Annotated in this window: 23 protein-coding genes; 7 read left to right on the forward strand and 16 right to left on the reverse strand. The window is 65.1% G+C overall.

The genetic code is table 11. From position 1 onward, the window contains the following. Nucleotides 1-2: 2 nt before the first annotated feature. The 4 genes from ACE10W_RS26720 to rfaD form a co-directional block, all read right to left on the reverse strand. Entirely contained in the window at nt 3-1913 is a 1911-nt protein-coding gene (locus ACE10W_RS26720) for an SDR family NAD(P)-dependent oxidoreductase (RefSeq protein WP_375762068.1), read from the reverse strand. A 106-nt stretch (nt 1914-2019) separates the two neighbouring features. Beyond that, on the reverse strand, nt 2020-3303 hold the full coding sequence (locus tag ACE10W_RS26725; protein WP_375762069.1) for an O-antigen ligase family protein: 1284 nt from the start codon (nt 3301-3303) through the stop codon (nt 2020-2022). Next, entirely contained in the window at nt 3300-4784 is a 1485-nt protein-coding gene (gene rfaE1 / locus ACE10W_RS26730) for a D-glycero-beta-D-manno-heptose-7-phosphate kinase (RefSeq protein ID WP_375762070.1), read from the reverse strand. Before rfaE1 ends, ACE10W_RS26725 begins: the two co-directional genes overlap by 4 nt. Before the next feature lie 12 nt (nt 4785-4796). Continuing rightward, nucleotides 4797-5777 carry an ADP-glyceromanno-heptose 6-epimerase gene (rfaD, locus tag ACE10W_RS26735; protein ID WP_375762071.1) on the reverse strand — a complete coding sequence of 327 codons (981 nt, stop codon included), beginning with the start codon at nt 5775-5777 and terminating at the stop codon, nt 4797-4799. A 159-nt stretch (nt 5778-5936) separates the two neighbouring features. On the opposite strand from rfaD, the gene waaF reads away from it, so the two are divergent. Next, nucleotides 5937-7007, forward strand: a complete 1071-nt coding sequence (waaF, locus tag ACE10W_RS26740; protein ID WP_375762072.1) for a lipopolysaccharide heptosyltransferase II — start codon at nt 5937-5939, stop codon at nt 7005-7007. A gap of 178 nt (nt 7008-7185) precedes the next feature. Here waaF and ACE10W_RS26745 read toward each other — a convergent pair whose 3' ends face one another. Continuing rightward, nucleotides 7186-8223 carry a glycosyltransferase family 4 protein gene (locus tag ACE10W_RS26745; RefSeq protein ID WP_375762073.1) on the reverse strand — a complete coding sequence of 346 codons (1038 nt, stop codon included), beginning with the start codon at nt 8221-8223 and terminating at the stop codon, nt 7186-7188. A 127-nt stretch (nt 8224-8350) separates the two neighbouring features. Here ACE10W_RS26745 and galE point away from each other — a divergent pair, with 127 nt between their 5' ends. From galE to ACE10W_RS26760, 3 genes are all read left to right on the forward strand, one after another. Beyond that, nucleotides 8351-9364, forward strand: coding sequence for a UDP-glucose 4-epimerase GalE (gene galE / locus ACE10W_RS26750; RefSeq protein ID WP_028173210.1), 1014 nt, complete (start codon nt 8351-8353; stop codon nt 9362-9364). A 118-nt stretch (nt 9365-9482) separates the two neighbouring features. Continuing rightward, nucleotides 9483-11285, forward strand: coding sequence for an ABC transporter ATP-binding protein (locus tag ACE10W_RS26755; protein WP_375762074.1), 1803 nt, complete (start codon nt 9483-9485; stop codon nt 11283-11285). A gap of 34 nt (nt 11286-11319) precedes the next feature. Beyond that, a complete protein-coding gene (locus ACE10W_RS26760; protein ID WP_375762075.1) occupies nt 11320-12021 on the forward strand; it encodes a fumarylacetoacetate hydrolase family protein in 702 nt (233 codons plus the stop codon). 65 nt (nt 12022-12086) lie between these two features. On the opposite strand, the gene ACE10W_RS26765 is transcribed toward ACE10W_RS26760, so the two are convergent. From ACE10W_RS26765 to ACE10W_RS26780, 4 genes are all read right to left on the reverse strand, one after another. After that, nucleotides 12087-12545 carry a YybH family protein gene (locus ACE10W_RS26765; RefSeq protein WP_375762076.1) on the reverse strand — a complete coding sequence of 153 codons (459 nt, stop codon included), beginning with the start codon at nt 12543-12545 and terminating at the stop codon, nt 12087-12089. 12 nt (nt 12546-12557) lie between these two features. Then, nucleotides 12558-13487 (reverse strand): aspartyl/asparaginyl beta-hydroxylase domain-containing protein, encoded by a 930-nt coding sequence (locus tag ACE10W_RS26770; RefSeq protein WP_304564271.1) that lies wholly within the window; start codon nt 13485-13487, stop codon nt 12558-12560. 145 nt (nt 13488-13632) lie between these two features. Further along, complete coding sequence (locus tag ACE10W_RS26775; protein WP_165448167.1) at nt 13633-13788, reverse strand: hypothetical protein; 156 nt, start codon at nt 13786-13788, stop codon at nt 13633-13635. A 145-nt stretch (nt 13789-13933) separates the two neighbouring features. Next, on the reverse strand, nt 13934-14857 hold the full coding sequence (locus tag ACE10W_RS26780; RefSeq protein WP_028173205.1) for a LysR family transcriptional regulator: 924 nt from the start codon (nt 14855-14857) through the stop codon (nt 13934-13936). Nucleotides 14858-15070: 213 nt separating this feature from the next. On the opposite strand from ACE10W_RS26780, the gene ACE10W_RS26785 reads away from it, so the two are divergent. The 3 genes from ACE10W_RS26785 to ACE10W_RS26795 are packed head-to-tail and all read left to right on the forward strand — an operon-like array spanning nt 15071 to nt 17302. Continuing rightward, nucleotides 15071-15781 (forward strand): SDR family NAD(P)-dependent oxidoreductase, encoded by a 711-nt coding sequence (locus tag ACE10W_RS26785; RefSeq protein WP_011088678.1) that lies wholly within the window; start codon nt 15071-15073, stop codon nt 15779-15781. A gap of 19 nt (nt 15782-15800) precedes the next feature. Continuing rightward, the gene (locus ACE10W_RS26790) at nt 15801-16037 is read left to right on the forward strand and encodes a 4-oxalocrotonate tautomerase family protein (RefSeq protein WP_028173203.1); all 237 of its coding nucleotides are present in this window, start codon (nt 15801-15803) and stop codon (nt 16035-16037) included. 32 nt (nt 16038-16069) lie between these two features. Further along, nucleotides 16070-17302: a YbfB/YjiJ family MFS transporter gene (locus tag ACE10W_RS26795; protein WP_038967043.1), complete on the forward strand. Its 1233-nt coding sequence runs from the start codon at nt 16070-16072 to the stop codon at nt 17300-17302. A gap of 25 nt (nt 17303-17327) precedes the next feature. On the opposite strand, the gene ACE10W_RS26800 is transcribed toward ACE10W_RS26795, so the two are convergent. The 7 genes from ACE10W_RS26800 to ACE10W_RS26830 all read right to left on the reverse strand — a co-directional run bounded on the left by ACE10W_RS26800 (nt 17328) and on the right by ACE10W_RS26830 (nt 25010). Beyond that, entirely contained in the window at nt 17328-17969 is a 642-nt protein-coding gene (locus tag ACE10W_RS26800; protein ID WP_162494130.1) for a phasin family protein, read from the reverse strand. After that, the gene (locus ACE10W_RS26805; RefSeq protein ID WP_375762077.1) at nt 17938-18600 is read right to left on the reverse strand and encodes an AAA family ATPase; all 663 of its coding nucleotides are present in this window, start codon (nt 18598-18600) and stop codon (nt 17938-17940) included. Before ACE10W_RS26805 ends, ACE10W_RS26800 begins: the two co-directional genes overlap by 32 nt. A 142-nt stretch (nt 18601-18742) precedes the next feature. Continuing rightward, nucleotides 18743-20209 (reverse strand): NAD(P)/FAD-dependent oxidoreductase, encoded by a 1467-nt coding sequence (locus ACE10W_RS26810; RefSeq protein WP_161534285.1) that lies wholly within the window; start codon nt 20207-20209, stop codon nt 18743-18745. A gap of 51 nt (nt 20210-20260) precedes the next feature. After that, entirely contained in the window at nt 20261-20680 is a 420-nt protein-coding gene (locus ACE10W_RS26815) for a nuclear transport factor 2 family protein (RefSeq protein ID WP_011088684.1), read from the reverse strand. 169 nt (nt 20681-20849) lie between these two features. Then, nucleotides 20850-22271: an adenosylhomocysteinase gene (gene ahcY, locus ACE10W_RS26820; protein ID WP_011088685.1), complete on the reverse strand. Its 1422-nt coding sequence runs from the start codon at nt 22269-22271 to the stop codon at nt 20850-20852. 123 nt (nt 22272-22394) lie between these two features. Next, complete coding sequence (metK, locus tag ACE10W_RS26825) at nt 22395-23591, reverse strand: methionine adenosyltransferase (protein ID WP_011088686.1); 1197 nt, start codon at nt 23589-23591, stop codon at nt 22395-22397. A gap of 63 nt (nt 23592-23654) precedes the next feature. Then, nucleotides 23655-25010: a hypothetical protein gene (locus ACE10W_RS26830; RefSeq protein ID WP_028173200.1), complete on the reverse strand. Its 1356-nt coding sequence runs from the start codon at nt 25008-25010 to the stop codon at nt 23655-23657. Between the last annotated feature and the right edge of the window lie 43 nt (nt 25011-25053).

A 25053-nucleotide genomic window follows, 5' to 3' on the forward strand; every position in this document is an offset into this window, starting at 1 on the left:
GGTCAGGCCGCGGTCGACCCGAATTCCGGAACTGCATCCTTCAGGATGGTCCTGATGGTGGCGCGATCGTCACGCGCGATCGCCTGCTCGAGCGCCGCAATCCACTTGCGCAGCGTCTGCATCGGCGGCTCGTTCGGCTGCGCGGCCATGATGCCGGCGACGCCGATCTCGCGGGTCGGCTCCTCGGAGGCGAACAGGATCTCGTGCAGGCGCTCGCCCGGCCGCATGCCCGTGAACACGATCTCGATGTCGTAGCCGGGTTGAAGGCCGGAGAGACGGATCATGCGCTCGGCGAGATCGACGATCTTCACCGGCTGGCCCATGTTAAGCACGTAGACCGAGACATCCGACCGCTGCGTTCCGAGCGCATGCGTCGCCGCCGTGATGACGAGATCGCAGGCCTCGCGGATGGTCATGAAGTAGCGGACCATGTCGGGATGCGTCACCGTCACGGGGCCGCCGGCCTCGATCTGGGCCTTGAACTTCGGCACCACCGAACCGTTCGACGCCAGCACATTGCCGAACCGGACCGAGATCAGCCGCATCGGCCTGGCGCCGCCGCTGCCTGCGGAGAGATCATGGTCGAGCGCCTGGCAGTACATCTCGGCGAAGCGCTTGGTCAGGCCGAGCATCGACACCGGCTCGATCGCCTTGTCGGTCGAAATCATCACCATGGCTTCGGCGCCGGCGCTCTCGGCGGCGTCGGCAACGTTGATCGAACCGAAGATGTTGGTCTTGACGCCCTCGCTCCAGTCGCGCTCCAGGATCGGCACGTGCTTGAGCGCGGCGGCATGGAACACGATGTCCGGCTTGAACTCGGCCATCAGGCGCATGATGCGCTCGCGGTCGCGGATGTCGGCGATGCGCCCTTCGACCGCAGCGGCCGAGCCCTGCGCGGCCAGCGCCTCTGTCACCGCGTAGAGCGCCGGCTCGGAATTTTCCACGATCAGCAGGCGCGCGGCGCCGAAGGCGACGACGCGCTCGCAGATCTCCGAACCGATCGAGCCGCCGCCGCCGGTGACGATCACCGCCTTGCCCCTGATCAGGGCCTCGAGCCGCGCATAGTCGATTGTCTCGCTCGGCCGCAGCAGCAGGTCCTCGACCGCGACGGCGGTGAGACGCGGCGTATCGCCGCTCTCCAGCGAGGGCATGCGGTTGACGATCACGCCCAACTTGCGCGCCCGCATCAGGATCGATTCCGGGTGCGCCTCCGGCTCGAAAGCCGACGGCGTCATGACGAGGCGCGCGATCGGCTTGTTGCGCTTGGCGAAGTCGGCGATGACGTCTTCGACATCGTCAATGTCGCCCAATACCGGCACGGTGCGGATGAGCTGGCCGCGATCCGAGCTCGACGGCGACAGTACGCCGACCGGCCAGATGCGCTTGATCGCCCCGCTCTCGATGCCGCGGAGCAGCACCTCGGCATCCGCGGCGCGGCCGATCAGCAGCGTCGGCGCGGCATCTTCGGTCCGGGCATGACGCCGCACCCGCGTATAGCGGAAGTAGCGGTAGGTCATGCGGAGCGCGCTGAGGAAGGAGATCTCGAGGAACCAGTAGAGGACGATCGTCACCTTGCCGACGAAGAAGGCGCCGCGAACGTTGGGAGCGACGAAGATGTAGTCGAGCACGAGCAGCGCAACCGTCAGCACGCTCGCGACGCGGATGATGTTCAGCGCGTCCGGCAGTGAGATGAAGCGCCATTTCGTCGTGGTCAGGTTGAAGACGAAAAACACGACCACGCTGAACGCGAGGAAGTAGGGCAGGATCTGAAACAGCAGCGGCAGGCGGTCGAAGAAGCCCTCGCCGCCCTCGAAGCGGACGTAGAAGGCGGCAAACAGCGCCACCGTGGTCGCCAGGAGGTCGTGGAGCGCGATCAGGAAATTGCGAAAGGTGAGATGCGAAAGACGCGTCATCCGCCGACCGATGAAAATCCAGTTAAGTGCAACCTGACTGCGCTGATAGCCCATCTCAGCAAGACTTACCAGCATAAGACTTGCCAGCACACGACTTACCAATCGCTCAGGAACCGGCCTCCCCCGGCATCGCCGACGTCCGCTGTGTCCGGATCACCATGCCGCCGGCGACGCCGACGCCGATGACGTACATCCAGCCCTCGTGGAAATCGAACAGATGGGAGTTGAACAGCGAGGTGAAGACGTTCTGGACCACGACCAGCAGGCCGACCCAGTTGGCGAGGCCATCGCCGCGAAACAGCAGCAGATGCACGATCCAGATCGCGTAGAGAACGGCGATGCCGATGACGCCCCATTGCACGGCCACATGCAGCGTCTGGTTATGCGGATTCGGAAACACCCTGACGCCCTGCACCCAAGAGGAGCCTTTGGAGGCCCTCTCGAACAGCCCCAGTGAAGAACCGGTACCGTGACCCGCGAACGGAGCCTGCTCGAAGAACTGTATCGAGTTCCGCCAGTATTCGAGTCGCTCACCCATCGATGTCGGAACGTTCTCCCGCGTATAGAGCCGATAGTCACTCGAAAACGTCTCTGCGGTCTTGCGCAGTTGCGGCGAGGCCTGCCAGGCGAGCGCTGCGCCGACGAGCAGAGCGATGGAGATGATCGCAATGCTGCGCCATCTGAGATGCAGCAGCGCGAATACGCCGACCATGATCGGAACGGTGATGAGCGCGGTGCGCGACACCACCACGAAGGCCATGTTGACGAAGAAGCTCAGCGCCAGCGCCGCGAGCAGCCCGGCGAACCAGTAGCGCTTCTGGCGCAACAGCAGCACGATCGGATAGGCAAGCGCCACCGCGCAAAGCGTGAATTCCTGGCTCTGGTCGATGTAGTTCTTGACGAAGATGCCGCGTTCAACGCGGTCGCTCTTCAGCGCGAGGTCCGGGTAGAAGGCCACGATCCACGACATCACCGACAACAGCGCGCAGGACACCAGGAAGGCGATGAACACCCAGTTTCCGCGCCGCGAGCGCTCGAAATGATAGAGCAGGACCGGAAGCACGAGCAGCTTGACGGTCGGATTGACGGCATAGAAGCGCGCGCCCCAGGTGGCGTCCGACCACAGCGTTCCCACCAGCGCGAGCAGGACCAGCGCGATCGGCGCAACGCAGATCGGGCGCTTGAGCGATTGCACGAACGCGCGGACGTCGAGGAACGGCACCATGCACAGCAGCATCAGGGCGTTGAAGATGCCCGCAAGCGACGTCGACCAGGGCAGCGAGGCCGCCGTGAGGATGGCGAACAGATCGACGGTCTCGCTCCAGGCCGCCGGGCTGCGCAGGCGCCGCCACAGCATCTGGCTCGCCGTCTCGCGGGCAAGTGCCGTCACTTGGCCCCTCCCCGCGCGCGATGCACCAGCGCCGTGGTGCTGAAACCCTGGAGGATGTCGACCAGCACGACCACCCCGCCGGCGGCCTCGACGACCTCATGGCCGACCACCTGCTCGCGGGTGTAGTCGCCGCCCTTCACCAGTGCAGCGGGCTTGATCCGGGTGATGAGGTCGATCGGCGTGTCCTCCTCGAAGATGACGACGAGATCGACCGCTTCGAGCGCGGCCAGCACCTCGGCACGGGCGCGCTCGTCCTGGACCGGACGGTCGGCGCCCTTCAGCCGCCGCACCGAGGCGTCGCTGTTGAGGCCAACGACCAGGCGGTCGCAGGCGCCGCGCGCCGCGGTCAGCACCTTGACGTGGCCGGGATGCAGGATGTCGAAGCAGCCATTGGTGAAACCGACCCGCAAGCCCTGCGTGCGCCATTCCGCGAGCTGCGCGTCGAGCGCCGCCGGCTCGAGCACGATCTTCTCCTCGGCCGCGAGATAGGCGTGCGGCAGGATCTTTCGCCGCAGCTCGGCCGTGCTCACAATGGCGGTGCCCAGCTTGCTGACGGCGACGGAAGCGGCGGCATTGGCCACGCGCAGCGCCGTGTCCCAGTCCGCGCCCGCCGCGAGCGAGACCGCGAGCGCGGCGGCGACGGTGTCACCGGCGCCGGAGACGTCGCGCACCTTCACCGGGACGGCCGGAACGTGAACGGCCGCGCCGTTGCGCGGCACCAGCGTCATGCCGTGCTCGCCTTGCGTGACCAGGATCGCCTCGCAATCGGCGAGCCGCATCACGTCCTCGCTGGCATCGACGATGCTCTGCGGCGTGTCGGCGCGGCTGCGGGTGGCCTCGGCAAACTCCTTGCGATTGGGCGTGAGCAGCATCGCGCCGCGATAGATCGCCCAGTTCAGGCTCTTGGGATCGACGATCACCGGCTTGCCGAGCTTTCGTGCGGCGTCGATGGTGTGGCGGATCACCCGCGCCGTCAGCACGCCCTTGGCGTAGTCGGACAGCAGCACGATGTCGGCGCGCGCGATCTGCGGCAGGATCGCCTCGATCAGCTTCGCCTCGACCTCGTCGGAAGCAGGCTGCGCCTGCTCCCAATCCGCGCGCAGCATATGGGTGGAGAAATGCTCGGAGACGAAGCGGACCTTTCGCGTGGTCGGCCGCGACGGATCGCACACCAGCACGCTTTCGATGGCAGCCTGGTCCGCAAGCGCGGCCGCGAGCCGCTTGCCCGCATCGTCCTCGCCGACGAGGCCGACGAAGATGCAGCGCGCACCGAGGGAGGCGACATTGCGCGCGACGTTGCCGGCGCCGCCGATATGGATCTCGCTGCGCTGGGCAACGATGACCGGCGTCGGCGCTTCCGGCGAAATCCGCGACACCTCGCCATAGACGAACTCGTCCAGCATGATGTCGCCGATGCAGAGCACCGTGCGGCCTGAGATCGTTTGCGCGAGGGCGTCGAAATCGAGAATGGGCGTCGGCATGATCCTGGAGCCTCAGCGGAAGCGGTCGGGCCGGTCGAGATAATCCCCGACATAGGCCTTCACCGCATCCTCGAGCGTCGTGAAGCCGCCGTTATAGCCGGCGCGGCAGAGGCGATCGACCTCGCTCTCGGTGAAGTATTGATAGCTGTTGCGGATCTGTTCGGGCATGTCGATATATTCGATGTTGGGCCTCGCCCCGAGCGCCGCATAGGCAGCCAGCATCAGATCCTTGAAGCTGCGCGCCTTGCCGGTGCCGACGTTGAACAGCCCGGACACCGAGGGCGTTGCCAGCAGCCACATGATGACGCGCACGACGTCGTCGACATAGATGAAATCGCGGCGCTGGTCGCCGTCGGCAATGCCTTCGCGATGCGACTTGAACAATTGCACGACGCGGCCCGCCTTGACGTCGCCGAAGCGCCGCGCCAGCACGCTCATCATCGAGCCCTTGTGGTACTCGTTGGGGCCGAACACGTTGAAGAATTTCAGGCCGGCCCATTGCGGCGGGAGCTTCTCGCCGCGCGCGACCCGTTCGGCGACGGCGAGATCGAACATGTGCTTGCTCCAGCCGTAGAGATTCATCGGCCGGAGTTTCTTCAACGCGGGCAGCGACGCATCGTCGTCAAAGCCTGCCTCGCCGTCGCCATAGGTGGCGGCCGAGGAGGCGTAGATCAGCGGCACCGCATTCGCCGTGCACCAGTCGAGCAGGCGCATGGAGAGGCGGAAATTGGTTTCGAACACGAGGTCGCCGTCGGTCGCGGTGGTCGCGGAAATCGCCCCGAGATGGATCACGGCGTCGAGCCTGCGGCCGTTCAGCCAGTCGGGCAGCTCGGCCGGGGGGACGATATCCACAAGCTGGCGCTTGGCGAGATTGCGCCACTTGCCGTCGGTGCCGAGGAAATCACAGACGGCGACGTCGCTGCGGCCGGCGTCGTTCAACGCAGCCACGACATTCGACCCGATAAAACCGGCTCCGCCGGTCACCAGCAACATTCCAACTACCCTGCCCGATGTTTGCGGCCCGATCCCTGCCGTAGCGCATCATTTGCCAAAGTGTAAGCATTTTGGGACCAGCGCTCTCCCGGCTTTACCTGCCGGCCCGGAGCGGCTAACCGAACCGCCAGATCAGCTCGCCTTCGGTCCTATTAACGAATGAACAGAGATTCGCAACTTAGTGGAAGCGCAGGTCGGAGCGACACAAGCCCGATCCTGATCGTTCCCTACATGTGGATCGGCGATTTCGTCCGAAATCACACCGTGGTGCGGGTCCTGAAAGAGCGCTGGCCGAACCGGCCGGTCGATCTCCTGACCACGTCCCTGTGCGCGCCACTGGTCGACTACATGCCCGGCGTGCGCGCTGGGATCGTCTGGGACCTGCCGCGCAGCCGGCTCGCCGTTGGCCGCCAGTTCGGCCTGGCAAAGCTCCTGCGCGAGCGGAACTACGGCACGGCCCTGGTGCTGCCCCGGACCTGGAAGGCGGCCATCGCGCCCGCGCTGGCCGGCATCCCCGAGCGGGTCGGCTTCGTCGGCGAGTTCCGGTTCGGCCTCCTCAACCGCTGGCGCTGGGGCGAGAAGAAACTGCCCCGCTTCATCGACAAGAACGCCGCCCTGGCCCAGCCCGACGGCGCGCCCCTGCCCCCGGAATGGCCGGTGCCGCAATTGCGGGTCCCGGCCGAGGACATCGTCCGTTGGCGGCAGGCCAATGGTCTCAGCGCCGGGGCAGCCGTGGCGCTTGCCCCCGGCTCGGTCGGCGTCTCAAAGCGCTGGACCTACTATCCGGAGGCCGCCCGCTTGCTGGTCGAGCGCGGGCTGGAGGTCTGGGTGGTCGGCGGCCCCGCGGAAAAGGGCCTCGCCCAGGAGATCGTCGCGGCCGGCGGCCGGGGGGTGAGAGACCTCACCGGCACGGACCTGCGCAACGGCGTGCTGGCCATGGCCGCGGCGGGCGTTGCCATCTCCAACGATTCCGGCCTGATGCACATCGCAGCCGCGCTCGGCACGCCCACCATGGGCATCTTCGGCCCGACCAGCCCCTACCTCTGGGCCCCCCTCAACGGCCTTGCCGCGACCGTGGTCCAGGACAAGAGCGTCCTGTCGTGCCAGCCCTGCCAGAGCACCATCTGCAAGATGAACGACCATCGCTGCATGCGCGATATCGCGGCGTCGGAGGTGGTGGCGATCGCGCAAAGGGTGCTGAGTGAGGCGAGCGCGCGCGTTACGACTTGAGGCCATTGGGGCTGCGCCGATGATGACATCCTGCCAGTGTCTTGCCCGACGAGTCAAATCGGCTTCGTAAAATCCGCAGCGCGGCGACCCCGCCGCCAAGCCATTGATTCTGCTGGCACCGACTACTGTGCATGGGGTTGTTTTCGCGGTTTTTGTTTGGGGACGCGACAGCGGCGGCTCAGAGCAGCGGCCGATAGACCTCGCCGATCCGCGCCGCTTCGGCATCGAGACTGAACTTTGCGAGCACCCGCGCCCGTCCGCGCTCGCCCATCGCAGTGGCCACCGTGACGTCCTGCATCAGCGGCTCGAGCGCCGCCGCGAGCGCATCGGCATCCCCCGTCGGGATCAGCACACCCGTCACGCCATCCTCCACCACGAGCTCGGCCGCACCGGCGCGCGCGGCGACCAGCGCGCTGCCGGCCGCCATCGCCTCGATCAGCGTGAGGCCAAAGCCCTCGTTGCGCGAGGTGAAGGCGTAGATCGTCAGCCGCTGGTACCAGCGCTGCACCGCTTCGATCGGCAGCTCGCCGGTGATGACGATGCGCGACTGCAGGTTGGCTGCCTCGATGCGCTTCCTCAGGTCGTTCGCGAAGGGCGTCTGCTCGGGCGTGACCTGACCGACGATGACGGCGGTGAAGGCAGGATAGCGCGGCAGCAGCCGGCACATCGCATCGACGAACACATCGGTGCCCTTCTGCGCGCGCACCCGGCCGAAGCAGCCGATCGCGTAGCGGCCCGGCAGCGCGGCTTCCGCGAAGGCAGCCGTGCGATCGGTCGGCGGCGCATAGACGTCGGTGTCGACGCCATGCGGGATCACGGTGGCCTTCACCTTCAGGAACGAGGCCGAGATGTCCGACGTCGCGATGATCGCGTCCATCCGGCGGATCAGCCATCGCGTGATCCAGCTGTGGTGCCGCTGCGCCGCCGAGGTGAAGACGAGTTTCAAGGGCCAGCCGAGCGCGCGCAGCACGACGCCGGCGATCATCTCGTTGTTGCGGCGCGCATGCCAGATCAGCGGCGTCTTGCGGCGCCATAGCTTGAGGAAATCGGCACCGCTCAGGCGCGCGATCCCCTCCGGCGCGTCGGAGCCGAACCACGCCGCGCGATACAGTCTTGCCAGCCGCGGCGCCACCATCCGGTTGGTCGCGGTGACCCCGGAATAGCGCCTGTGCAGATTTGGCACGATCACTTGCAGATCGTCCGGGGGATTCGCCACGTCACGCTCCGTTTAGCGGACCCCCTATACGCAACATTAAGCATAGTGACCAGTTCAGCCGCGCCGAAACCCCCTCTTCACCGCGCAAACGTTAACTTGGCGCGTTGCTCGAAGACGGGTGAGATCAATGACTGTTCTAGTCACCGGCGGCGCCGGCTATATCGGAAGTCACACGGTCCTGGCGCTGGCGGAAGCCGGCGAGGACGTCGTCGTGATCGACGATCTCTCCACCGGTTTCTCCGCCTATCTGCCGGAAGGCGTGCCGCTGTTCATTGGCGATGCAGGCGACGAGAACCTGCTCGAGGGTGTGATCGCCCAGCACAACATCGAGAGCATCATCCATTTCGCGGGCTCGGTGGTCGTGCCGGATTCGATGCGCGATCCGCTCGGCTACTACCGCAACAACTTCATGACCGCGCGCAACCTGCTCAACGTCGCGGTCAAGCGCGGCATTGGCCGTTTCATCTTCTCCTCGACCGCAGCGGTCTACGGCGATCCTGACCAGGTGCCGGTGCCCGAGCACGCGCCGACGCGGCCGCTGTCGCCCTACGGCTCGTCCAAGCTGATGACCGAGATCATGCTGCACGACGTCGCCGCCGCCTACGGCATGCAGTACGTGACCTTGCGTTATTTCAACGTCGCGGGCGCCGATCCGCAGGCCCGCATCGGCCTCGCCACCGTCGGTGCCACGCATCTGCTCAAGATCGCAGTCGAGGCCGCGACCGGCCAGCGCGCCAAGATCGACGTGTTCGGCACCGACTATCCGACCCCGGACGGCAGCTGCATCCGCGACTTCATCCACGTCACGGACCTGTCGCAGGCGCACCGCTCGGCGCTGGCTTACCTGCGCAATGGCGGCGCCTCGACGACGCTGAATTGCGGCTATGGCCGCGGCTATTCGGTGCTGGAGACCATCGACGCGGTGCGCCGGGTTTCGGGCCGCAGCTTCGCCGTGCAATACGCTCCGCGCCGGCCCGGCGACATCATGACCATGGTCGCCGACACCAGCCGCATCCGCGGCCTGCTCGACTGGAAGCCGCAATATGACGACCTCGAGACCATCGCAGCCCATGCGCTGGCCTGGGAGGACAAGCTGTACCGCGAGCGCCACGGCGAGCTCCGCCACGCCGTCTCGGCCTAGATTCCATCCGGACGCAAGCCCTTAATTGGGCTTGAAAAACCCCGCTTTAGCGGGCACAGAGGCCCTTCGATCCCTGACGCGCGGGCAGGCTTTGTCCTGCGCCGTCAATGGACTACGGATGGCCCAGTTTCCAAAGAAAATCACCGACGATCCCTATACGGCCGCGGTCCTGATTCGCCGCCTGGTCACGGAACAGGGGATCGTCTATTGGCGGCGTTACCTTACCGCCTTCGCGCTGATGGCGCTTGCCGCCGGATCGACCGCGGGCGCGACCTACGTGCTCGGCCAGGTCATCAACCAGGCCTATGTCGACAAGAACATCCCGGGCATCGCGATGTTCTCGGGCATCACGGTGATCCTGCTGTTCATCAAGGGCGTGGCGACCTACGGCCACATGGTGATCCTGACCAAGATCTCCAACGCGATCCTCGCCACCAACCAGCGCCAGCTGTTCGCCAAGCTGATGCGCGAGAGCATCGGTTTCTTCTCCGAGCGGCACTCCTCGGAATTCCTGGCGCGGCTGACGGCTGGCGCCAAGTCCATCACCGACGTGCTCAACATGCTGGTCAACGCCATCGGGCGTGACCTCTTGATGCTGCTCGCCATGATCGGCGTGATGGTGTGGCAGGACCCGCTGATGTCGTTCATCGGCCTCGTCGCGGTTCCGCCGGCGATGCTGGTGCTGCGCAAGTTGGTCAAGCGCATCAAGGGCCTCGCCTTCAACCAGTTCACCGGCACCGCCGACATCATGGAGACGATGCAGGAATCGCTGCAAGGCATCCGCACCGTCAAGGCCTTCACGCTCGAAGAGACCATGCAGAAGCGCATCGACGAGAACATCGCGATCGTCGAGCGCAACGCCAACAAGATGGCCCGCGTCGCCAACCGGTCGAATCCGCTGATGGAGATGCTCGGCGGCTTCGCGGTCGCCGGCTGTCTCCTTTACGGCGGCTACAGCGTGGTCGCGCTCAACGCCACGCCCGGCGCGTTCTTCTCCTTCATGACCGCCTTCCTGATGGCGACCGAGCCGGCCAAGCGGCTGGCGCGGCTCAACATCGACCTCAACAGCCAGCTCGTCGGCGCGCGCATGCTGCTGGAAGTCGTTGACAGCCCGGCGAGCGAGCATTCCGACGACGACAAGCCTGCGCTGAAGCTGTCCGACGCGCGGATCGAGCTGCGCGACGTCAGCTTTTCTTATCGCGCTGGCGAGACCGTCCTCAACCGCATGAGCTTCACCGCCGAGCCCGGCAAGGTCACCGCGCTGGTCGGCCCCTCCGGCGGCGGCAAGTCGACCGTGCTGGGGCTGCTGCTGCGCTTCTACGAGGTGACGCAGGGCGACATCGTCATCGACGGCCAGTCGATCGGCGCGGTCTCGCGCAAGTCGCTGCGGGCTCAGACCGCCTATGTCGGCCAGGACGTCTACCTGTTCCGCGACACCATCCGCAACAACATCGCCTTCGGCAAGCCGGGCGCGACCGAAGACCAGATCATCGACGCCGCGAAAGCGGCCTGCGCGCATGATTTCATCATGAGCTTCCCGCTCGGCTACGACACGCCGGTCGGCGAGCACGGCACGCAGCTTTCGGGCGGTCAGCGCCAGCGCATCGCGGTCGCGCGCGCGCTGGTCAAGAACGCACCGATCATCCTGCTGGACGAAGCCACCGCCGCGCTCGACTCCGAGTCCGAGAAGCAGGTGCAGGAGGCGATCGAGCATCTCTGCCAGAACCGCACCACCATCGTGATCGCGCACCGCCTGCACACCATCATGCATGCCGATGCGATCCTGGTGGTCGAGGGCGGCGAGATCGTCGAGCGGGGCCGGCACGACGAGTTGCTGCGCCGCTCGGGCCGCTACGCCTCGTTCTTCCGGTTGCAACATCACGACGCCGGCACTCTGGCGCCGGTCAGCGCAACCGCATAGAATTCCTTCACCCCAAGAGCAGCGAGACCGCTTCATGAACGCCGCCTCCTACGTCATCCCGCTTCCGCCCCAGGCTTCGCTTCCCGTCGTCGGTGAAAGCGGCCGCTATCCGGTGCGCCGCATCTGGTGCGTCGGCCGCAACTATCTCGAGCACATCCGCGAGATGGGCAATGACGAGCGCGCGCCGCCGTTCTTCTTCGCCAAGCACGCCGACATGCTGGTGCCCGATGGCGCCACCATCCCCTATCCGCCGCTGACCAAGGACCTGCATCACGAGGTCGAACTGATCGTCGCGATGAAGAGCGGCGGGCTGAACATTCCCGCCGACAAGGCGCTCGACCATGTCTACGGCTACGCCGTCGGCATCGACCTCACCCGCCGCGACCTCCAGATCGCCTCGCGCAAGAAGGAGCGTCCGTGGGAGATCGGCAAGTCATTCGACTATTCCGCGCCCTGCTCCGCCGTGCAGCCGGCCGCGAAGATCGGCCATCCCGCCAAGGGCAATATCTGGCTCACGGTCAACGGCAAGGAGGCGCAGAAGGGCGACCTCACCGAGCTGATCTGGAACGTGCCTGAAATCATCTGGCAGCTCTCGCAGCAGGTGAAGCTCGCCGCCGGCGACATCATCATGACGGGCACGCCGGCCGGCGTGTCCCAGCTCCAGCCCGGCGACAAGCTCGAATGCGGCGTCGACGACGTCGGCACCCTGAAGGTCTCGATCGGTCAGCCGGAATAGGCTGCACGACATCTCGAATCGAAAGGCCCCGGACATGTCCGGGGCCTTTTCTGTTCGGATCGCATCTACCGGGCCTTCACCGGCCGATTGGCGTGGCTCACCTGCGGCACACCGCGATTGAGCGACATGTGGGAATGCACGCACAGCCAGCCGTCGCCATCTCTTGAAAACACCATGGTGGCGCGGCCGGGACGTGGAAATGCGCTGCCGTCGGGATGATAGCCCGTGCTCGTCCACGGCGCGATCACGGTTGCCATCGCGCCGTCGGGGGATGCCAGAACCGAGGTCTGCTCGAGCACGAAACGGAAGTCGGCCGTCTTCGGCCAGACGTTGTCCCATTGCGTTGAGACCCATTGGTCGAGGCCCGGGATGACATCGTTGTGCGTGCCGAAAGCAAGCACCTCGGGATGAAACAGCGGCCTCGCCGAAGCGTAGTCGACCTCACGGACATAGCCCGCGAAGGTTTCCAGCCACTGGCGGAAGAATTGCACTATCTCGGTGTTCGCGGTCGGCAAGGGGACCATTCGCACCTCGGTTTACCGCAACGCCGACATCACGATCAGACCGAGGATCAGCGCCGTCAGCGAGTATTTCAGCGTGTAGTAGGCGTTGCGGTTCCACTCCTTGACCTTGCGGCTGGCGAGATGGATCTCGTAAAGCTTGCCGAACACCTTGTTGAGCACGCCGACGCTCTCGCCGTCGACGTTCTGGGTCGCCGACGCCTTGACGATGTGATGGCTGACCCAGCGGTTGATCGCGGTCATGAAGCCGAACTTCATCGGGCGCTCGACGTCGCAGAACAGGATGATGCGATTGACGTCGGTCGCGTTCTCCGCGCTGTGGATGAAGGTCTCGTCGAACATGAAGGCCTCGCCGTCGCGCCAGACGCATTCGACGCCGTCGACCAGGATGCGGCACTTGTTCGAGTTCGGCGTGACGAGGCCGAGGTGATAGCGCAGCGAGCCGGCAAAGGGATCGCGGTGCGCGCCCAGCCTGCCGCCGGGCGGCAGCATCGCGAACATCGCGCCGTGCACGCTCGGAATCGAATTGAGCAGCTCCACCGTCTTCGGGCACAGCGTGCGCGCCGACGGCAGGAAGTCGTCGTACCATTTCAGGTAAAACCGCTTCCAGCCGCTCTTGAAGAACGAGTAGAAGCCCCAGTCGTTGTTCTTGGCGGCTGCGCGGATGAAGCCTTCGTCGAACAGGCGCACGGCCTCGTCGCGGATGGTCTCCCAATTCTCGCTGAGCGGCTTGAGTTCGGGAAACTGCTCGACCGGGATCACCGGCTTGTTCGGCACCGCCGAGCCCGCATACATCAGCACATTGTAGGGGGCGAGATAGGTCGAGTGATCGCCAAGCTGGCGCGCGAAGCGCAGCCGTTGCTTGCCGCGGAAGTGAACGTAGATTGTCGATGCCGCGAGTACATACAGAATGACGAGTTGCGGCGCAAAAAGCTGTTTCAGCATTTCCCCAGTTCCCGAGTGACCCAGCCGGGGACGTGATCTACTCCGAGCCGGCCCGACCGGCAAGATATTCGCCGGTGGGTTGCAATCACGCTGGGGAGAGCGGGGGGACGGAACCTGGGGCTGAAGCCGGCCGAAACGAGCCGAATTACGCCCGCGCCAGTGCCTGGAGACCCTTGAAGGTCAGGCGCTTGGGGTCGGTGACGCCGGCGAGATAGAGCCTGCGGATGAACGCGATGACGGCGTCGCGGTCGCAATCGGTCAGCGCCACGACGGCGTCGACCGCGATCTTCTGGGCTTCCATTGGGCTCACCTCGGCCTTGCGAGTAACCCCGGCCGAGACAGGCTAGGACTCATCCGTTAAATCCGCGTTAACCGTCAGGGCAGCATCGCCGATTCAGCCGGGCAGCCGTATACGCAAAACAACGCATTGCCGGGCGCGCGGCGGCTCAGCGCGCATTGATGCTTTTCTTCAGCAGCGCGAACTGCTTCTTCAGCCGAGGCACGGCAAAGTCGGTGAACGCCCGCACCTTGGGCACTGAGAGCCGCCCCTGCGGGCAGATCAAATGCGCGGGCATCTCCGGATCCTGGTCGGCGGCCAGCACAATCTCGAGCTCGCCGCGCGCGACCTGCTCGGCGACCTGGTACGAATACATCCGCGCGACGCCGCGCCCGGCGACCGCGGACGCCACGGCCGCATAGGTGCTGTTGACGACGAGCCGCGGCGTGAATTGAACCGTGCGGGCTGCCGACGAGCCCGCCTGTGGCGCGAAGGTCCAGGAATTGGGCAGATGCGCCATCGCCACGATCTGATGCTTGGCGAGATCGCCGGGCTCGGTGATGCGCGGATGCTGCTTTAGATAGCGGGGAGCAGCCACCACGACACGGCTGATCTCGCCGATCCGCATCGCCACCATCGCCGAATCCGCGAGATGGCCAATGCGAAGCGCGATGTCGACGCCCTCCTCGATCAGGTTGACCGCGCGGTCGAACAGCAGGAGCTTTGCCGACACGGTCGGATAGGCGTCGAGAAACGCATCGAGGATCGGCCGCAGCACCATCTCCCCCGAGACCACCGGCGCCGTGATCGTGAGCAGGCCGCGGGGAGCCGCGCGCGGTCCGGCCGCGATGTCGTCGGCCTCCTCCAGCTCGGTGAGCACGCGGCGGCAGATCGCGACATAGCGCTCGCCTTCCTCGCTCAGCTTGATCGACCGCGTCGTCCGGTGCAGCAGCTCGGCGCCGACCCGCTCCTCCAGGAAGGCGATGGCGCGGCTGACCGCCGCCGGCGAGCGGCCGAGCTTGCGCCCGGCGGCGGCGAGGCTGCCCTCGTCCACCGCAAGGACGAACACCTTCATCGCATCCAGACGATCCATACGCTTCCCGCCGCACCATCAAATTCCGGTGACAAGCTAGGCGTTCGCCCGCGCCGCGACAACCGCCGCCGCGGCCGATCCGGCATTCGTTCGCGCCGCGTAACAGTGTCTGCCGGACAACGTGTATTCGCAGCCGGGCCGCCGCGGCGTACCTCAGCGCGCAGGCCAGCAGCCGCTGGCACAGGTTCTGAAACCCAACAACAGGAGTCCGTCATGGGTATCGAGCAGAAGGTCGCCATCATCACCGGTGCATCGCAGGGCATCGGCGCCGCCCTGGTCCAGGGTTTTCGCGATCGCAATTATCGCGTCGTCGCAACGGCGCGCTCCATCAAGCCGTCGGGCGACGACGACGTCCTCGCCGTTCCCGGCGACATCGCCGACCGGGCCACCGCCGAGCGCGTGGTTTCGCAAGCCGTCGCCCGCTTCGGCCGCGTCGACACGCTGGTCAACAATGCCGGCATCTTCGTCGCAAAGCCGTTCACGCAGTACACCGCCGAGGACTATGCGGCGGTGATGGGCACCAACGTCGCGGGCTTCTTCAACATCACGCAGCTCGCCATCGCCGAGATGGAGAAGCAGGGTTCTGGCCATATCGTGCAGATCACGACGACCCTGGTCGATCACGCCAATTCGAACGTGCCCTCGGTGCTGGCTTCGCTGAGCAAGGGCGGCCTCAACGCCGCGACCAAGTCGCTCGCGATCGAATACGCAAAGCGCGGCATCCGCGTGAACGCAGTGGCGCCCGGCGTCATCAGGTCGCCGATGCATCCGGTTTCGACGCATGCCGAGCTCAGCGCGCTGCATCCTGTCGGCCACATGGGCGAGATGTCCGACATCGTCGATGCCGTGCTCTATCTCGAGGGTGCGTCCTTCGTCACCGGTGAGATCCTGCATGTCGACGGCGGCCAGAGCGCCGGCCACTGAGCGCGAGAGGAGAGACACCATGCCCATCGTCACCATTCAAGTGACCCGCGAGGGAACGACGCCGGGCGCGGCGTCACTCACGGCGGAAGAGAAGGCCGCGCTGATCAAGGGATCGAGCCAGCTCCTGCTCGACGTGCTCGGCAAGCCGCTCGATTCCACCTTCGTCGTGATCGAGGAAGTCGACACCGACAATTGGGGCTGGGGCGGCCTGCCCGTGCCGGAATTCCGGCGTCGCCGCGCCGCCCAGACAGGATGATTCGCGCGCGATCGAGCGCGCAGGAGGATGACATGACCAACGCAGATACGAAGCAGCACGTTGAGACCCGGCCGCATCAGCGGCCGGGATCGGAATCACGGCAGATTTGGCGATATGCGGTGGCGGGCTTGTCCGCCTCGCTGGTCGGACTTGGCCTCGCCCGCTTCTCCTACACGCCTCTGATCCCGGCGCTGATCGCGGCAAAGTGGTTCAGCGCGTCGGATGTCGTCTATCTCGGCGCGGCGAATCTTGCCGGTTACCTTGCGGGCGCACTCGCGGCCCGGGCCGTCGCCACCCGCGTCGGCGCGGTCGGCGCGTTGCGTGCGATGATGCTGCTCGCAACGCTCTCTTTCTTTGCCAGCTCCGCCCCGGTGTCGTTCTCCTGGTTCTTCGCCTGGCGCTTCCTGTCGGGTCTCACCGGCGGCGTCATCATGGTGCTGGCGGCGTCCGTCATCCTGCCGCACATTTCTGCCGCGAGGCGCGGCATCGTCGGCGGCGTGATCTTCGCGGGTGTCGGCCTTGGCGTCGCCGCGTCGGGCACGCTGGTGCCGCTGCTGCTGCAACAAGGCCTGCAGCAGAGCTGGTATGGTCTTGGCGCCCTCTCCGCCCTGCTCACCCTCGCAAGCTGGTGGAACTGGCCTGCGGAAACGAAGGCTAGTGCTGCGCCTTTGCATCACGCGAAGCACCACCATGCATCGACGGCGGCCCGCGCGCTGCTGGTCCAATACGGCCTCAACGCGGTGGCGCTGGTGCCGCACATGGTGTTCATCGTCGATTTCGTGGCGCGCGGGCTCGGCCAGGGCATTGCCGCGGGATCGCGCTACTGGGTGCTGTATGGTCTCGGCGCGATCGTCGGCCCGCTCGTCACCGGCCATCTTGGCGACCGGTCAGGCTTCGGTCCGGCGCTGCGCGCAGCCTTCCTGATCGAGGCGGCGGCCGTGCTGCTGCCGACCGTCAGCACCGCGCCGGTTTCGCTGATCGTGTCGAGCGTCGTGGTCGGCGGCTTCACGCCCGGCATCGTGCCGCTGGTGCTCGGACGAATCCACGAGCTGGTCCCGCACGCAACCGAGCAGCAGCGCGCGACATGGAGCCATGCCACCACCAGCTTTGCGCTGTTCCAGGCGGCCGCGGCTTACGGCTTCTCCTGGATCTATGCGCAGACCGGGGGCGACTATCTCGTGCTGTTCGGTTTAGGCGGCGGCGCAGCGGTCCTGGCGCTCGCGATTGATCTCGGCCTCGCACTGATCGTCCCGCGCAGATCCTGAGCGCGATGACGGCAGGCGAGCGGTGCTACCCGGCACCGGGCTTTGTCATGATTTGAGCAAGCGATCGCAGCAGCTCGGTTTGCTTCAGGACCAACTCACATTGCTGTCGCGCATGCGTGCTCGACAGCTCAACCAACTCCGCCAGGGTTCTCGCACGGCCCAACTCCCGCGCATACTCCAAGGTCGCGCCCGCATTGACTTTCATCAGTTCGAGCACGACGACGCGACACTCAGCCGCCGTTCCAATTGCCTCGATGAGGTGGCCTTCTCCGGCGGCGATTCCATTGGCCTCCGATACCACATCGGCCAGCCGTGGCTTGGCGAGGTCCCTGGCATAATCCAGCGCAGCGTGAGCACCAGTCTTCATGCCGTCCAAAGCACGCGCCTGACAATCCTTGGCGATGTCCACGATGAGATCAATGGTGGTAGTGCCCGGAGGTTCAGGTCTTGCAGCGATGACGCCGGCCGCTTCTTGTACCGGAACAATCATCGGAGCGGGCACAGCTTGCGCGATCTGCGGCGCATCTTGCAGGACGGCGGAGACCGAGCCCGGCGGCATCGCCAAGCCCTCGTCGACGGCGCGGCTCACTTCGGCCGCCAGCTCCACCAGCGAGCGACGCCCGGCGCGTGCAACGTCAGCAGGCTGTCTTGAGCGCGGCTTGCCCATGATCATTCGACTCCACGATAAGGCGCTCCGAGATCCAACCCCACAGGGCCGCAATTTCCTCCGAGGCTTTTCCCTCCGGCGCGTACTCGGTTACGCCCAGCCCTGCCCCGAGCGCATCCTGGTGGTCGTTGCGCTGCCCAATGAAGGGGAGCGCAAGCAAGCCGAGCGAGTTGAGCGACGTGGCAGCTTCGCTCAACCGCCCCCTCCGTGTGGGCGCCTGATTGAGGATGAAGGCAAACCGGCGATCGAGCCTGCGGGTAGCGATCAGCGTTGGTATTGCGGCTTCGATATCGGCCGGGCTCGGACGAGCCGGGATGAGACAAAGATCGGCACTGGCAATGGCGCGCGTCGCCAAGGCATTGTTCGTGGCAGCTGTGTCGATGATTGCGAGCCAAACCCCTTCGGCCTTGAGGCGGGATATCACCGGCTCGATTTCGCTGGGATCGGTGACGCAATCGACGCGAGGATAGGGCTTCTCACGGCGCCCTTTCCATCTCGAGATCGTACCTTGCGCATCCGCCTCAATGAGAGCGACGCGCTCGCCGCGCTGCATCGCTGCCACCGCCAGCCCAACGGACAGCGTACTCTTGCCGCTTCCGCCTTTCTGCGTGACCAGAGCAAGGATGTACATGTTCCGCGTTCTCCTCAGGACGGCAACAACGTGGAACTCAGACCCCGCCGGAAATAAACTTCTTGCAGCGCAAAAATTCTACCCCAAGTCGCGATTCGTCTCAAGCGATCGCGAGCCTCTCCCGGTAATTTACGTAGCAAGATCAGGAGTATTGCATCACACCGTCGTCGATCCGGCCGAAGCGCAAGGAGACGATGTCGAGGGCATAGTTCTGGTACAGCCGCCACGGCTGCTTCGAGCCCTGCTTCGGCATCTTGGCGACCGAGCGCTGCACGTAACCCGAGGTGAAATCGAGCGACGGCTGCGCGGTGATCGTCGGATCGTCATTGTGCGGCATGCACTGGCGGAAATTGTGCCGGTCCATGTAGTTGATGAGCCGGCAGACATATTCGCAGGTGAGATCGCATTTCAGCGTCCAGGACGCGTTGGTGTAGCCGAAAGCCGACGCCATGTTGGGCACGTCGGCATACATCATGCCCTTGTAAGTCAGCGTATTGGCGAAATCGACAGCGCGGCCGTCGACGCTGATCTCGAGACCGCCGACGACCTGGAGCACCAGCCCCGTCGCGGTGACGATGATATCGGCCGCGAGCTCCCGGCCGTCCTTCAGGCGGATCCCGTCGCGGGTAAAATTGTCGATCTCGCTCGTGACGACGGAAGCCCGCTGCTCGCGGATCGCCTTGAACAGGTCGCCATCCGGCACGAGGCACAGCCGCTGGTCCCAGGGATTGTAGCGCGGCGTGAAATGGGTCGCGACGTCGTAGTCCGGGCCGAGCGCCATCTGCACGCCTTTGAGAATGAGGTCCTTCACCTTCGCGGGCCTGCGCCGGCTGAGCTGGAAGAAGAACATCCCCCACATCACGTTGCGCCAGCGGATCAGATGATAGGCAAGCCGCGCCGGCAGGTTGCGGCGCAATTTGTTGGCGACGGGGTCCTGCGCCGGACGCGACACCACATAGGTCGGCGAGCGCTGGAGCATGGTGACCTGCGCCGCCTTCTTGGCGAGCTCCGGCACCAGCGTCACCGCGGTCGCGCCCGAGCCGATCACGACGACGCGCTTGCCGGCGTAGTCGATGTCCTCGGTCCATTTCTGCGGATGCACGATGCGGCCGGCGAAATCCGCCGCGCCCTTGAACTCCGGCGTATAGCCCGCCTCGTATTTGTAATAGCCCGAGCACATGAACAGGAAATTGCAGGTGAAGCGCACGACCTCGGTCGCGTCCTCGCCCGTGATGCGCTCGGCCTCCACGGTCCAGCGCGCATCCGGCGTCGACCACGCCGCACGCTTGACGCGATGGCGGAAGCGGATGTGCTTCGCGATGCCGTTCTCGGCCGCGGTTTCGCGCACATAGTTCAGGATCTGCGGCCCGTCGGCGATCGCCTTCGGATCAGTCCAAGGCTTGAACGAATAGCCGAGCGTGAACATGTCGCTGTCCGAACGGATGCCGGGATAGCGGAACAGATCCCAGGTGCCGCCGATGCAGTCGCGGCCCTCGAGAATGACGTAGCTCTTGCCCGGGCACTTCGCCTGAAGATGATAGCCCGCGCCGATGCCGGACAGGCCGGCACCGACGATCAGCACGTCGACATGTTCTTTGGCTTCGGCCATCGCGTTTCTCCCTCCACACAGGATGGGCGGCGCCGCGCCGAATTGCAACCGTCAGGTCGCTGCGGCGACTACGCAGGCCGTATCGAAATACTCGTAGAATTCGATCGCCTTGCCGTCCTTGAAGCGCCAGAAATCGAGCTTGGGCGTTTCGGCGAGTTTTCCGGTCCGCTTGTTGATCCAGGCGCAGGAGCCTCGCGCGACGACCGCGTCGCCCTGCGCCACGTATTCATTTATCGTGTAATGCTGCATGCTCCACTCGGACAGCAGCGTGTCGAAATAATCGCGGAGCTTCACGCTGTCGTGGTATTCCGTGGCAAATGCCAGCGGCTCGACGCCGCGCGGGATCGAGGCAAAGTTGATCTTCGGAGCAACGACGACGTCGAACCAATGGTCGACGCTACCTCCCTTGCTCTCGTTCCACCGGTGATAGGCGTCCTGCAAGATCTTGACGTTAGCGGCCTCGTTGGACATCGCACTTCCTCCACAATGCTTTCGGTGTCAGACAATATGTGCCGGGCAATGGGCCGCCCGCTGCGAAGGTGGCAGGCTTTTTCTGGCTCTACCTGAGAGCGTATCAGACGGGTGGGCAACAAAAAAGCCCCGGATCGCTCCGGGGCTTTGATGTTTCGATGAGGTCGGATCAGTAGCGGTAGTGATCGCTCTTGTACGGGCCTTCCTGCTTCACGCCGATATAGTCGGCCTGGTCCTTGCGCAGCTCGGTGAGCTTGACGCCGATCTTGGCGAGGTGCAGGCGCGCGACCTTCTCGTCGAGGGTCTTCGGCAGCACGTAGACTTCCTTCTTGTACTTGCCGTCCTTGTTGTTGGCGAACAGCTCGATCTGCGCCAGCGTCTGGTTGGTGAAGGACGCCGACATCACAAAGGACGGATGACCCATCGCGTTGCCGAGGTTCACGAGGCGCCCCTCCGACAGCATGATGATGCGGTGCTTGTCGGGGAATTCGATCTCGTCGACCTGCGGCTTGATGTTGGTCCACTTCAGGTTACGCAGACCCGCGATCTGGATCTCGTTGTCGAAGTGGCCGATGTTGCAGACGATGGCGCGATCCTTCATCGCGCGCATGTGCTCGATGGTGATGATGTCCTTGTTGCCGGTCGCGGTGACGAAGATGTCGGCGCGCGGGGCGGCGTCCTCCATGGTCACGACCTCGTAGCCTTCCATCGCGGCCTGGAGCGCGCAGATCGGATCGACTTCGGAGACCATCACGCGGCAGCCGGCCTGGCGCAGCGAGGCGGCCGAGCCCTTGCCGACGTCGCCGAAGCCCGCGACCATCGCGACCTTGCCCGACATCATCACGTCGGTGCCGCGGCGGATGCCGTCGACCAGCGATTCACGGCAGCCATAGAGGTTGTCGAACTTGGACTTGGTGACGCTGTCGTTGACGTTGATCGCCGGCCACAGCAGCGTGCCGGCCTTCTGCATGTCATAGAGACGATGCACGCCCGTGGTGGTCTCTTCGGAAACGCCCTTGATGCTCTTGGCGATCTCGGCGAAGTAGCCCTTCGGCTTTTCCTTGAGCTGCTTCTTCAGAAGCGCGAAGAAGACTTCCTCTTCCTCGGAGCCGGGCTTGTCGAGGAAGGCGGTGTCGCCGTTCTCGGCACGCAGACCGAGATGGACGTACATGGTGGCATCACCGCCGTCATCGAGGATCATGTTCGGATGACCGCCGCCGTGCCAGTCGAACAGCTTGGCGGTGTAGTCCCAGTATTCGGTCAGCGTCTCGCCCTTGACGGCGAAGACGGGAATGCCAGCGGCCGCGATCGCGGCGGCAGCGTGGTCCTGCGTCGAATAGATGTTGCAGGAGACCCAGCGAATGTCGGCGCCGAGTGCTGCCAGCGTCTCGATCAGCACCCCGGTCTGGATCGTCATGTGCAGCGAGCCGGCGATGCGCGCGCCCTTCAGCGGCTGCTTCGGGCCGAACTCCTCGCGGGTGGCCATCAGGCCGGGCATCTCGGTCTCGGCGAGCGAGAGTTCCTTGCGGCCGAAATCGGCGAGCGAAATGTCCTTGACGATGTAATCGGTGAAGCCGGGCTTCGCGTTCATAGGGGGTTCCTGTTTGTTTGACTCGTCATTCCGGGGCGCTCGCGAAAAGAGCGAACCCGGAATCCGGAGGATCGAGATTCCGGGTTCGCCGCTGTCGCGGCGCCCCGGAATGACGCAAGTGAACTAGAGCGCGCGCTTCAGCTGCTCGACGAGATCGGTCTTCTCCCAGGAGAAGCCGCCCTCGTTGTCGGGCGTGCGGCCGAAATGGCCGTAGGCCGAGGTGCGCGCGTAGATCGGGCGGTTGAGGTCGAGATGGCTGCGGATGCCGCGGGGCGTGAGATCCATCGCCTGCGCCGCCGCCTTCTCGAGCTGTTCCTCCGGCACTTTGCCGGTGCCGTGGGTGTCGATGTAGATCGACAGCGGCCGCGCCACGCCGATGGCATAGGCAAGCTGCAGCGTGCAGCGGTCGGCGAGACCGGCGGCAACGATGTTCTTGGCGACGTAGCGCGCGGCGTAGGCCGCAGAACGGTCGACCTTGGTCGGATCCTTGCCGGAGAACGCACCGCCGCCATGCGGGGCCGCGCCACCATAGGTGTCGACGATGATCTTGCGGCCGGTCAGGCCGGCGTCGCCGTCGGGACCGCCGATGTAGAACTTGCCGGTCGGGTTGATGTGCCAGATGGTCTTCGGCGTGATCCAGTCCTTCGGCAGCGCCTCGCGCACATAGGGCTCGACGATGTCGCGCACCTGGCTGGAGGTGAGGTCCGGCACCAGATGCTGGTGGGAGACCACGATCTCGCGCACGCCGACCGGCTTGCCGTTCTCGTACTGCACGGTGACCTGGCTCTTGGAATCCGGGCCCAGCACCTTCTCGCGGCCGGAGTGGCGCGCTTCGGAGATGAGGCGCAGGATCTTGTGGGCGTAGAAGATCGGCGCCGGCATCAAGTCAGGCGTCTCGTTGGTGGCGTAACCGAACATGATGCCCTGGTCGCCCGCGCCTTCTTCCTTGACCTCACCCGGCTGAAGCGCATCGACGCCCTGGGCGATGTCGGCCGACTGCGGATGCAGCAGAATCTCGATGTCGCAGGTCTTCCAGTGGAAACCTTCCTGCTCGTAGCCGATGTCCTTGATCGCGGCGCGCACGACGCCCTCGATCTGCTCGTTGGTGACGGACTTCGGGCCGCGGGTCTCGCCGGCGATCACGACCTTGTTGGTGGTCGCGAGCGTTTCGCAGGCGGCGCGGATTTGCCACGGGTCGATGCCGGCTTTCGGCCCCTCGCGGTAGAACAGATCGACGATTTCATCGGAGATCCGGTCGCAGACCTTGTCCGGATGGCCCTCGGACACGGACTCGCTGGTGAAGAGATAGGACGCGCGCATCAAGAAACCCCTTGTTCCGCCACTGCACGGCGGTTCGTTTGCGATGTTTACCTTTGGATTATGTCAATCACGCCGGCGCGAGATGACGTAGGATTCGTCAAGAAACCAGAGCCCGTTGTACTTTCTCAGCACGTCCCTGGCGGCATCCAGAGTGCGGCCGTTTTGAGTCATTTCTGCCAACCGGTCGTCCTCGATCTGAGCGACATACACCGCCGCATTCCACGCTGCAAAGGCCGTCGAGGTTCCGATAGTACCCGTCACCTCGTTGGGCAGCGCTTCCATATCATACCTGAAGATCGAGCGGTTGTCCGCGTAGGCATTAAAATTTAGGTCGCGGCCCAACGATCCGAGCTCGTACTTAACTGCGCGCAATAGCTCATGACGACTGACCGCGAAAGGATTTTCTCCGGGCCAGATTGCCTGGATCATTTCCATGCCCGGATCGTGACCATGGGAGTGAATACCGATCAGGCGCCCCCCCGGCCGCAATGCCCGCGCCAGAGGCGCAATGATCCGCTTTGCCCGGAAATTGACCGAGGACAGCGCACGGTATGGCTGCGATGCAATAACGAGGTCGAAATTGGCCTCGGTCTGGCCCGGCCGCGGAATGGTCGAATCCAGCAGGAACCGGTGATCCTCGCGATAGAGCACCAGGACGACCGGACGCTCGTAGAGCGGCATGGCCGTGCGCGGGCTGATCGCGGCGCGCCAGTTCTGCTCCAGGAACGGCCGCAGCTCTGCGATCTGCTGCTCGAACTCGCCCGACGAGGCGCCACGTAGCGGAACCTCGTGCCAGACGGTGGCGGCCGCCGCTGCGGGCGATGCCGGCGTGAGCCAGGGCGCCTCCGAATAGAACATGTTGGTGAAGACGAACACCGACGCAGGATGCTCGAAAATGCGATCCGGCACCTTCTCCAGCGTCAGGCGCAGGTCCTCGAGACTGAGCTCCTTGCCGGCGACATAGAACGGCATGTGCGGAAAGCGCTGGTGCGTCGCGCGCAGCACCCGCGCCAGCACCGTGCCGTCGCCGACGCCGGCGTCGAACAGGCGCAGCGCCGGCGGGCGCGGATGGATGGCGGCCAGTTCCAGCGCAACCCGGTCCGCGATCACCCGCTTTTCGCTACAGGTGTGGACGAACAGCAGATATTTCTGCCGGTTCTCGAAGAAACGGAAATTACCACGCGGATCGCGCTTTTCCGGAGGCACCTGAAGGCCTCGTGGCGGCGGCACGCCGCCGGCCATCGACGCCGCCATATAGGCCTGGATCCGCTCCAGCGTGTCGATGGTGATGCGCTTTCCCTCGCGCAGGCGATGCACCAGCTTCCCATCGTTCACCGCGCGCCGGCCAAACGTCGATTCCGCCATATCCGCCTTGCGGCAGAACTCGGTGATCTGGCTCAGGATTTCGTCGTTTTTCATGAGTGGGAAGGTGGTGGGCAGCGATGTTGGGTCCCACCTCTTA

It is taken from the genome of Bradyrhizobium sp. B025 (genome assembly GCF_042257955.1).
GTDB lineage: Bacteria > Pseudomonadota > Alphaproteobacteria > Rhizobiales > Xanthobacteraceae > Bradyrhizobium > Bradyrhizobium diazoefficiens.

Bases quoted from the DNA above. Each gene is read 5' to 3' on its own strand.
- galE (WP_028173210.1), top strand. From the start codon at position 8,351: ATGACTGTTCTAGTCACCGGCGGCGCCGGCTATATCGGAAGTCACACG.
- ACE10W_RS26770 (WP_304564271.1), bottom strand. From the start codon at position 13,487: ATGCTGAAACAGCTTTTTGCGCCGCAACTCGTCATTCTGTATGTACTC.
- ACE10W_RS26755 (WP_375762074.1), top strand. From the start codon at position 9,483: ATGGCCCAGTTTCCAAAGAAAATCACCGACGATCCCTATACGGCCGCG.
- ACE10W_RS26805 (WP_375762077.1), bottom strand. From the start codon at position 18,600: ATGTACATCCTTGCTCTGGTCACGCAGAAAGGCGGAAGCGGCAAGAGT.
- ACE10W_RS26720 (WP_375762068.1), bottom strand. From the start codon at position 1,913: ATGACGCGTCTTTCGCATCTCACCTTTCGCAATTTCCTGATCGCGCTC.
- ACE10W_RS26765 (WP_375762076.1), bottom strand. From the start codon at position 12,545: ATGGTCCCCTTGCCGACCGCGAACACCGAGATAGTGCAATTCTTCCGC.
- ACE10W_RS26775 (WP_165448167.1), bottom strand. From the start codon at position 13,788: ATGGAAGCCCAGAAGATCGCGGTCGACGCCGTCGTGGCGCTGACCGAT.
- waaF (WP_375762072.1), top strand. From the start codon at position 5,937: ATGAACAGAGATTCGCAACTTAGTGGAAGCGCAGGTCGGAGCGACACA.
- metK (WP_011088686.1), bottom strand. From the start codon at position 23,591: ATGCGCGCGTCCTATCTCTTCACCAGCGAGTCCGTGTCCGAGGGCCAT.
- ACE10W_RS26780 (WP_028173205.1), bottom strand. From the start codon at position 14,857: ATGGATCGTCTGGATGCGATGAAGGTGTTCGTCCTTGCGGTGGACGAG.
- rfaE1 (WP_375762070.1), bottom strand. From the start codon at position 4,784: ATGCCGACGCCCATTCTCGATTTCGACGCCCTCGCGCAAACGATCTCA.
- ACE10W_RS26795 (WP_038967043.1), top strand. From the start codon at position 16,070: ATGACCAACGCAGATACGAAGCAGCACGTTGAGACCCGGCCGCATCAG.
- ACE10W_RS26830 (WP_028173200.1), bottom strand. From the start codon at position 25,010: ATGAAAAACGACGAAATCCTGAGCCAGATCACCGAGTTCTGCCGCAAG.
- ACE10W_RS26810 (WP_161534285.1), bottom strand. From the start codon at position 20,209: ATGGCCGAAGCCAAAGAACATGTCGACGTGCTGATCGTCGGTGCCGGC.
- ahcY (WP_011088685.1), bottom strand. From the start codon at position 22,271: ATGAACGCGAAGCCCGGCTTCACCGATTACATCGTCAAGGACATTTCG.
- ACE10W_RS26815 (WP_011088684.1), bottom strand. From the start codon at position 20,680: ATGTCCAACGAGGCCGCTAACGTCAAGATCTTGCAGGACGCCTATCAC.
- rfaD (WP_375762071.1), bottom strand. From the start codon at position 5,777: ATGTTGCTGGTGACCGGCGGAGCCGGTTTTATCGGGTCGAATGTCGTG.
- ACE10W_RS26760 (WP_375762075.1), top strand. From the start codon at position 11,320: ATGAACGCCGCCTCCTACGTCATCCCGCTTCCGCCCCAGGCTTCGCTT.
- ACE10W_RS26785 (WP_011088678.1), top strand. From the start codon at position 15,071: ATGGGTATCGAGCAGAAGGTCGCCATCATCACCGGTGCATCGCAGGGC.
- ACE10W_RS26790 (WP_028173203.1), top strand. From the start codon at position 15,801: ATGCCCATCGTCACCATTCAAGTGACCCGCGAGGGAACGACGCCGGGC.
- ACE10W_RS26800 (WP_162494130.1), bottom strand. From the start codon at position 17,969: ATGGGCAAGCCGCGCTCAAGACAGCCTGCTGACGTTGCACGCGCCGGG.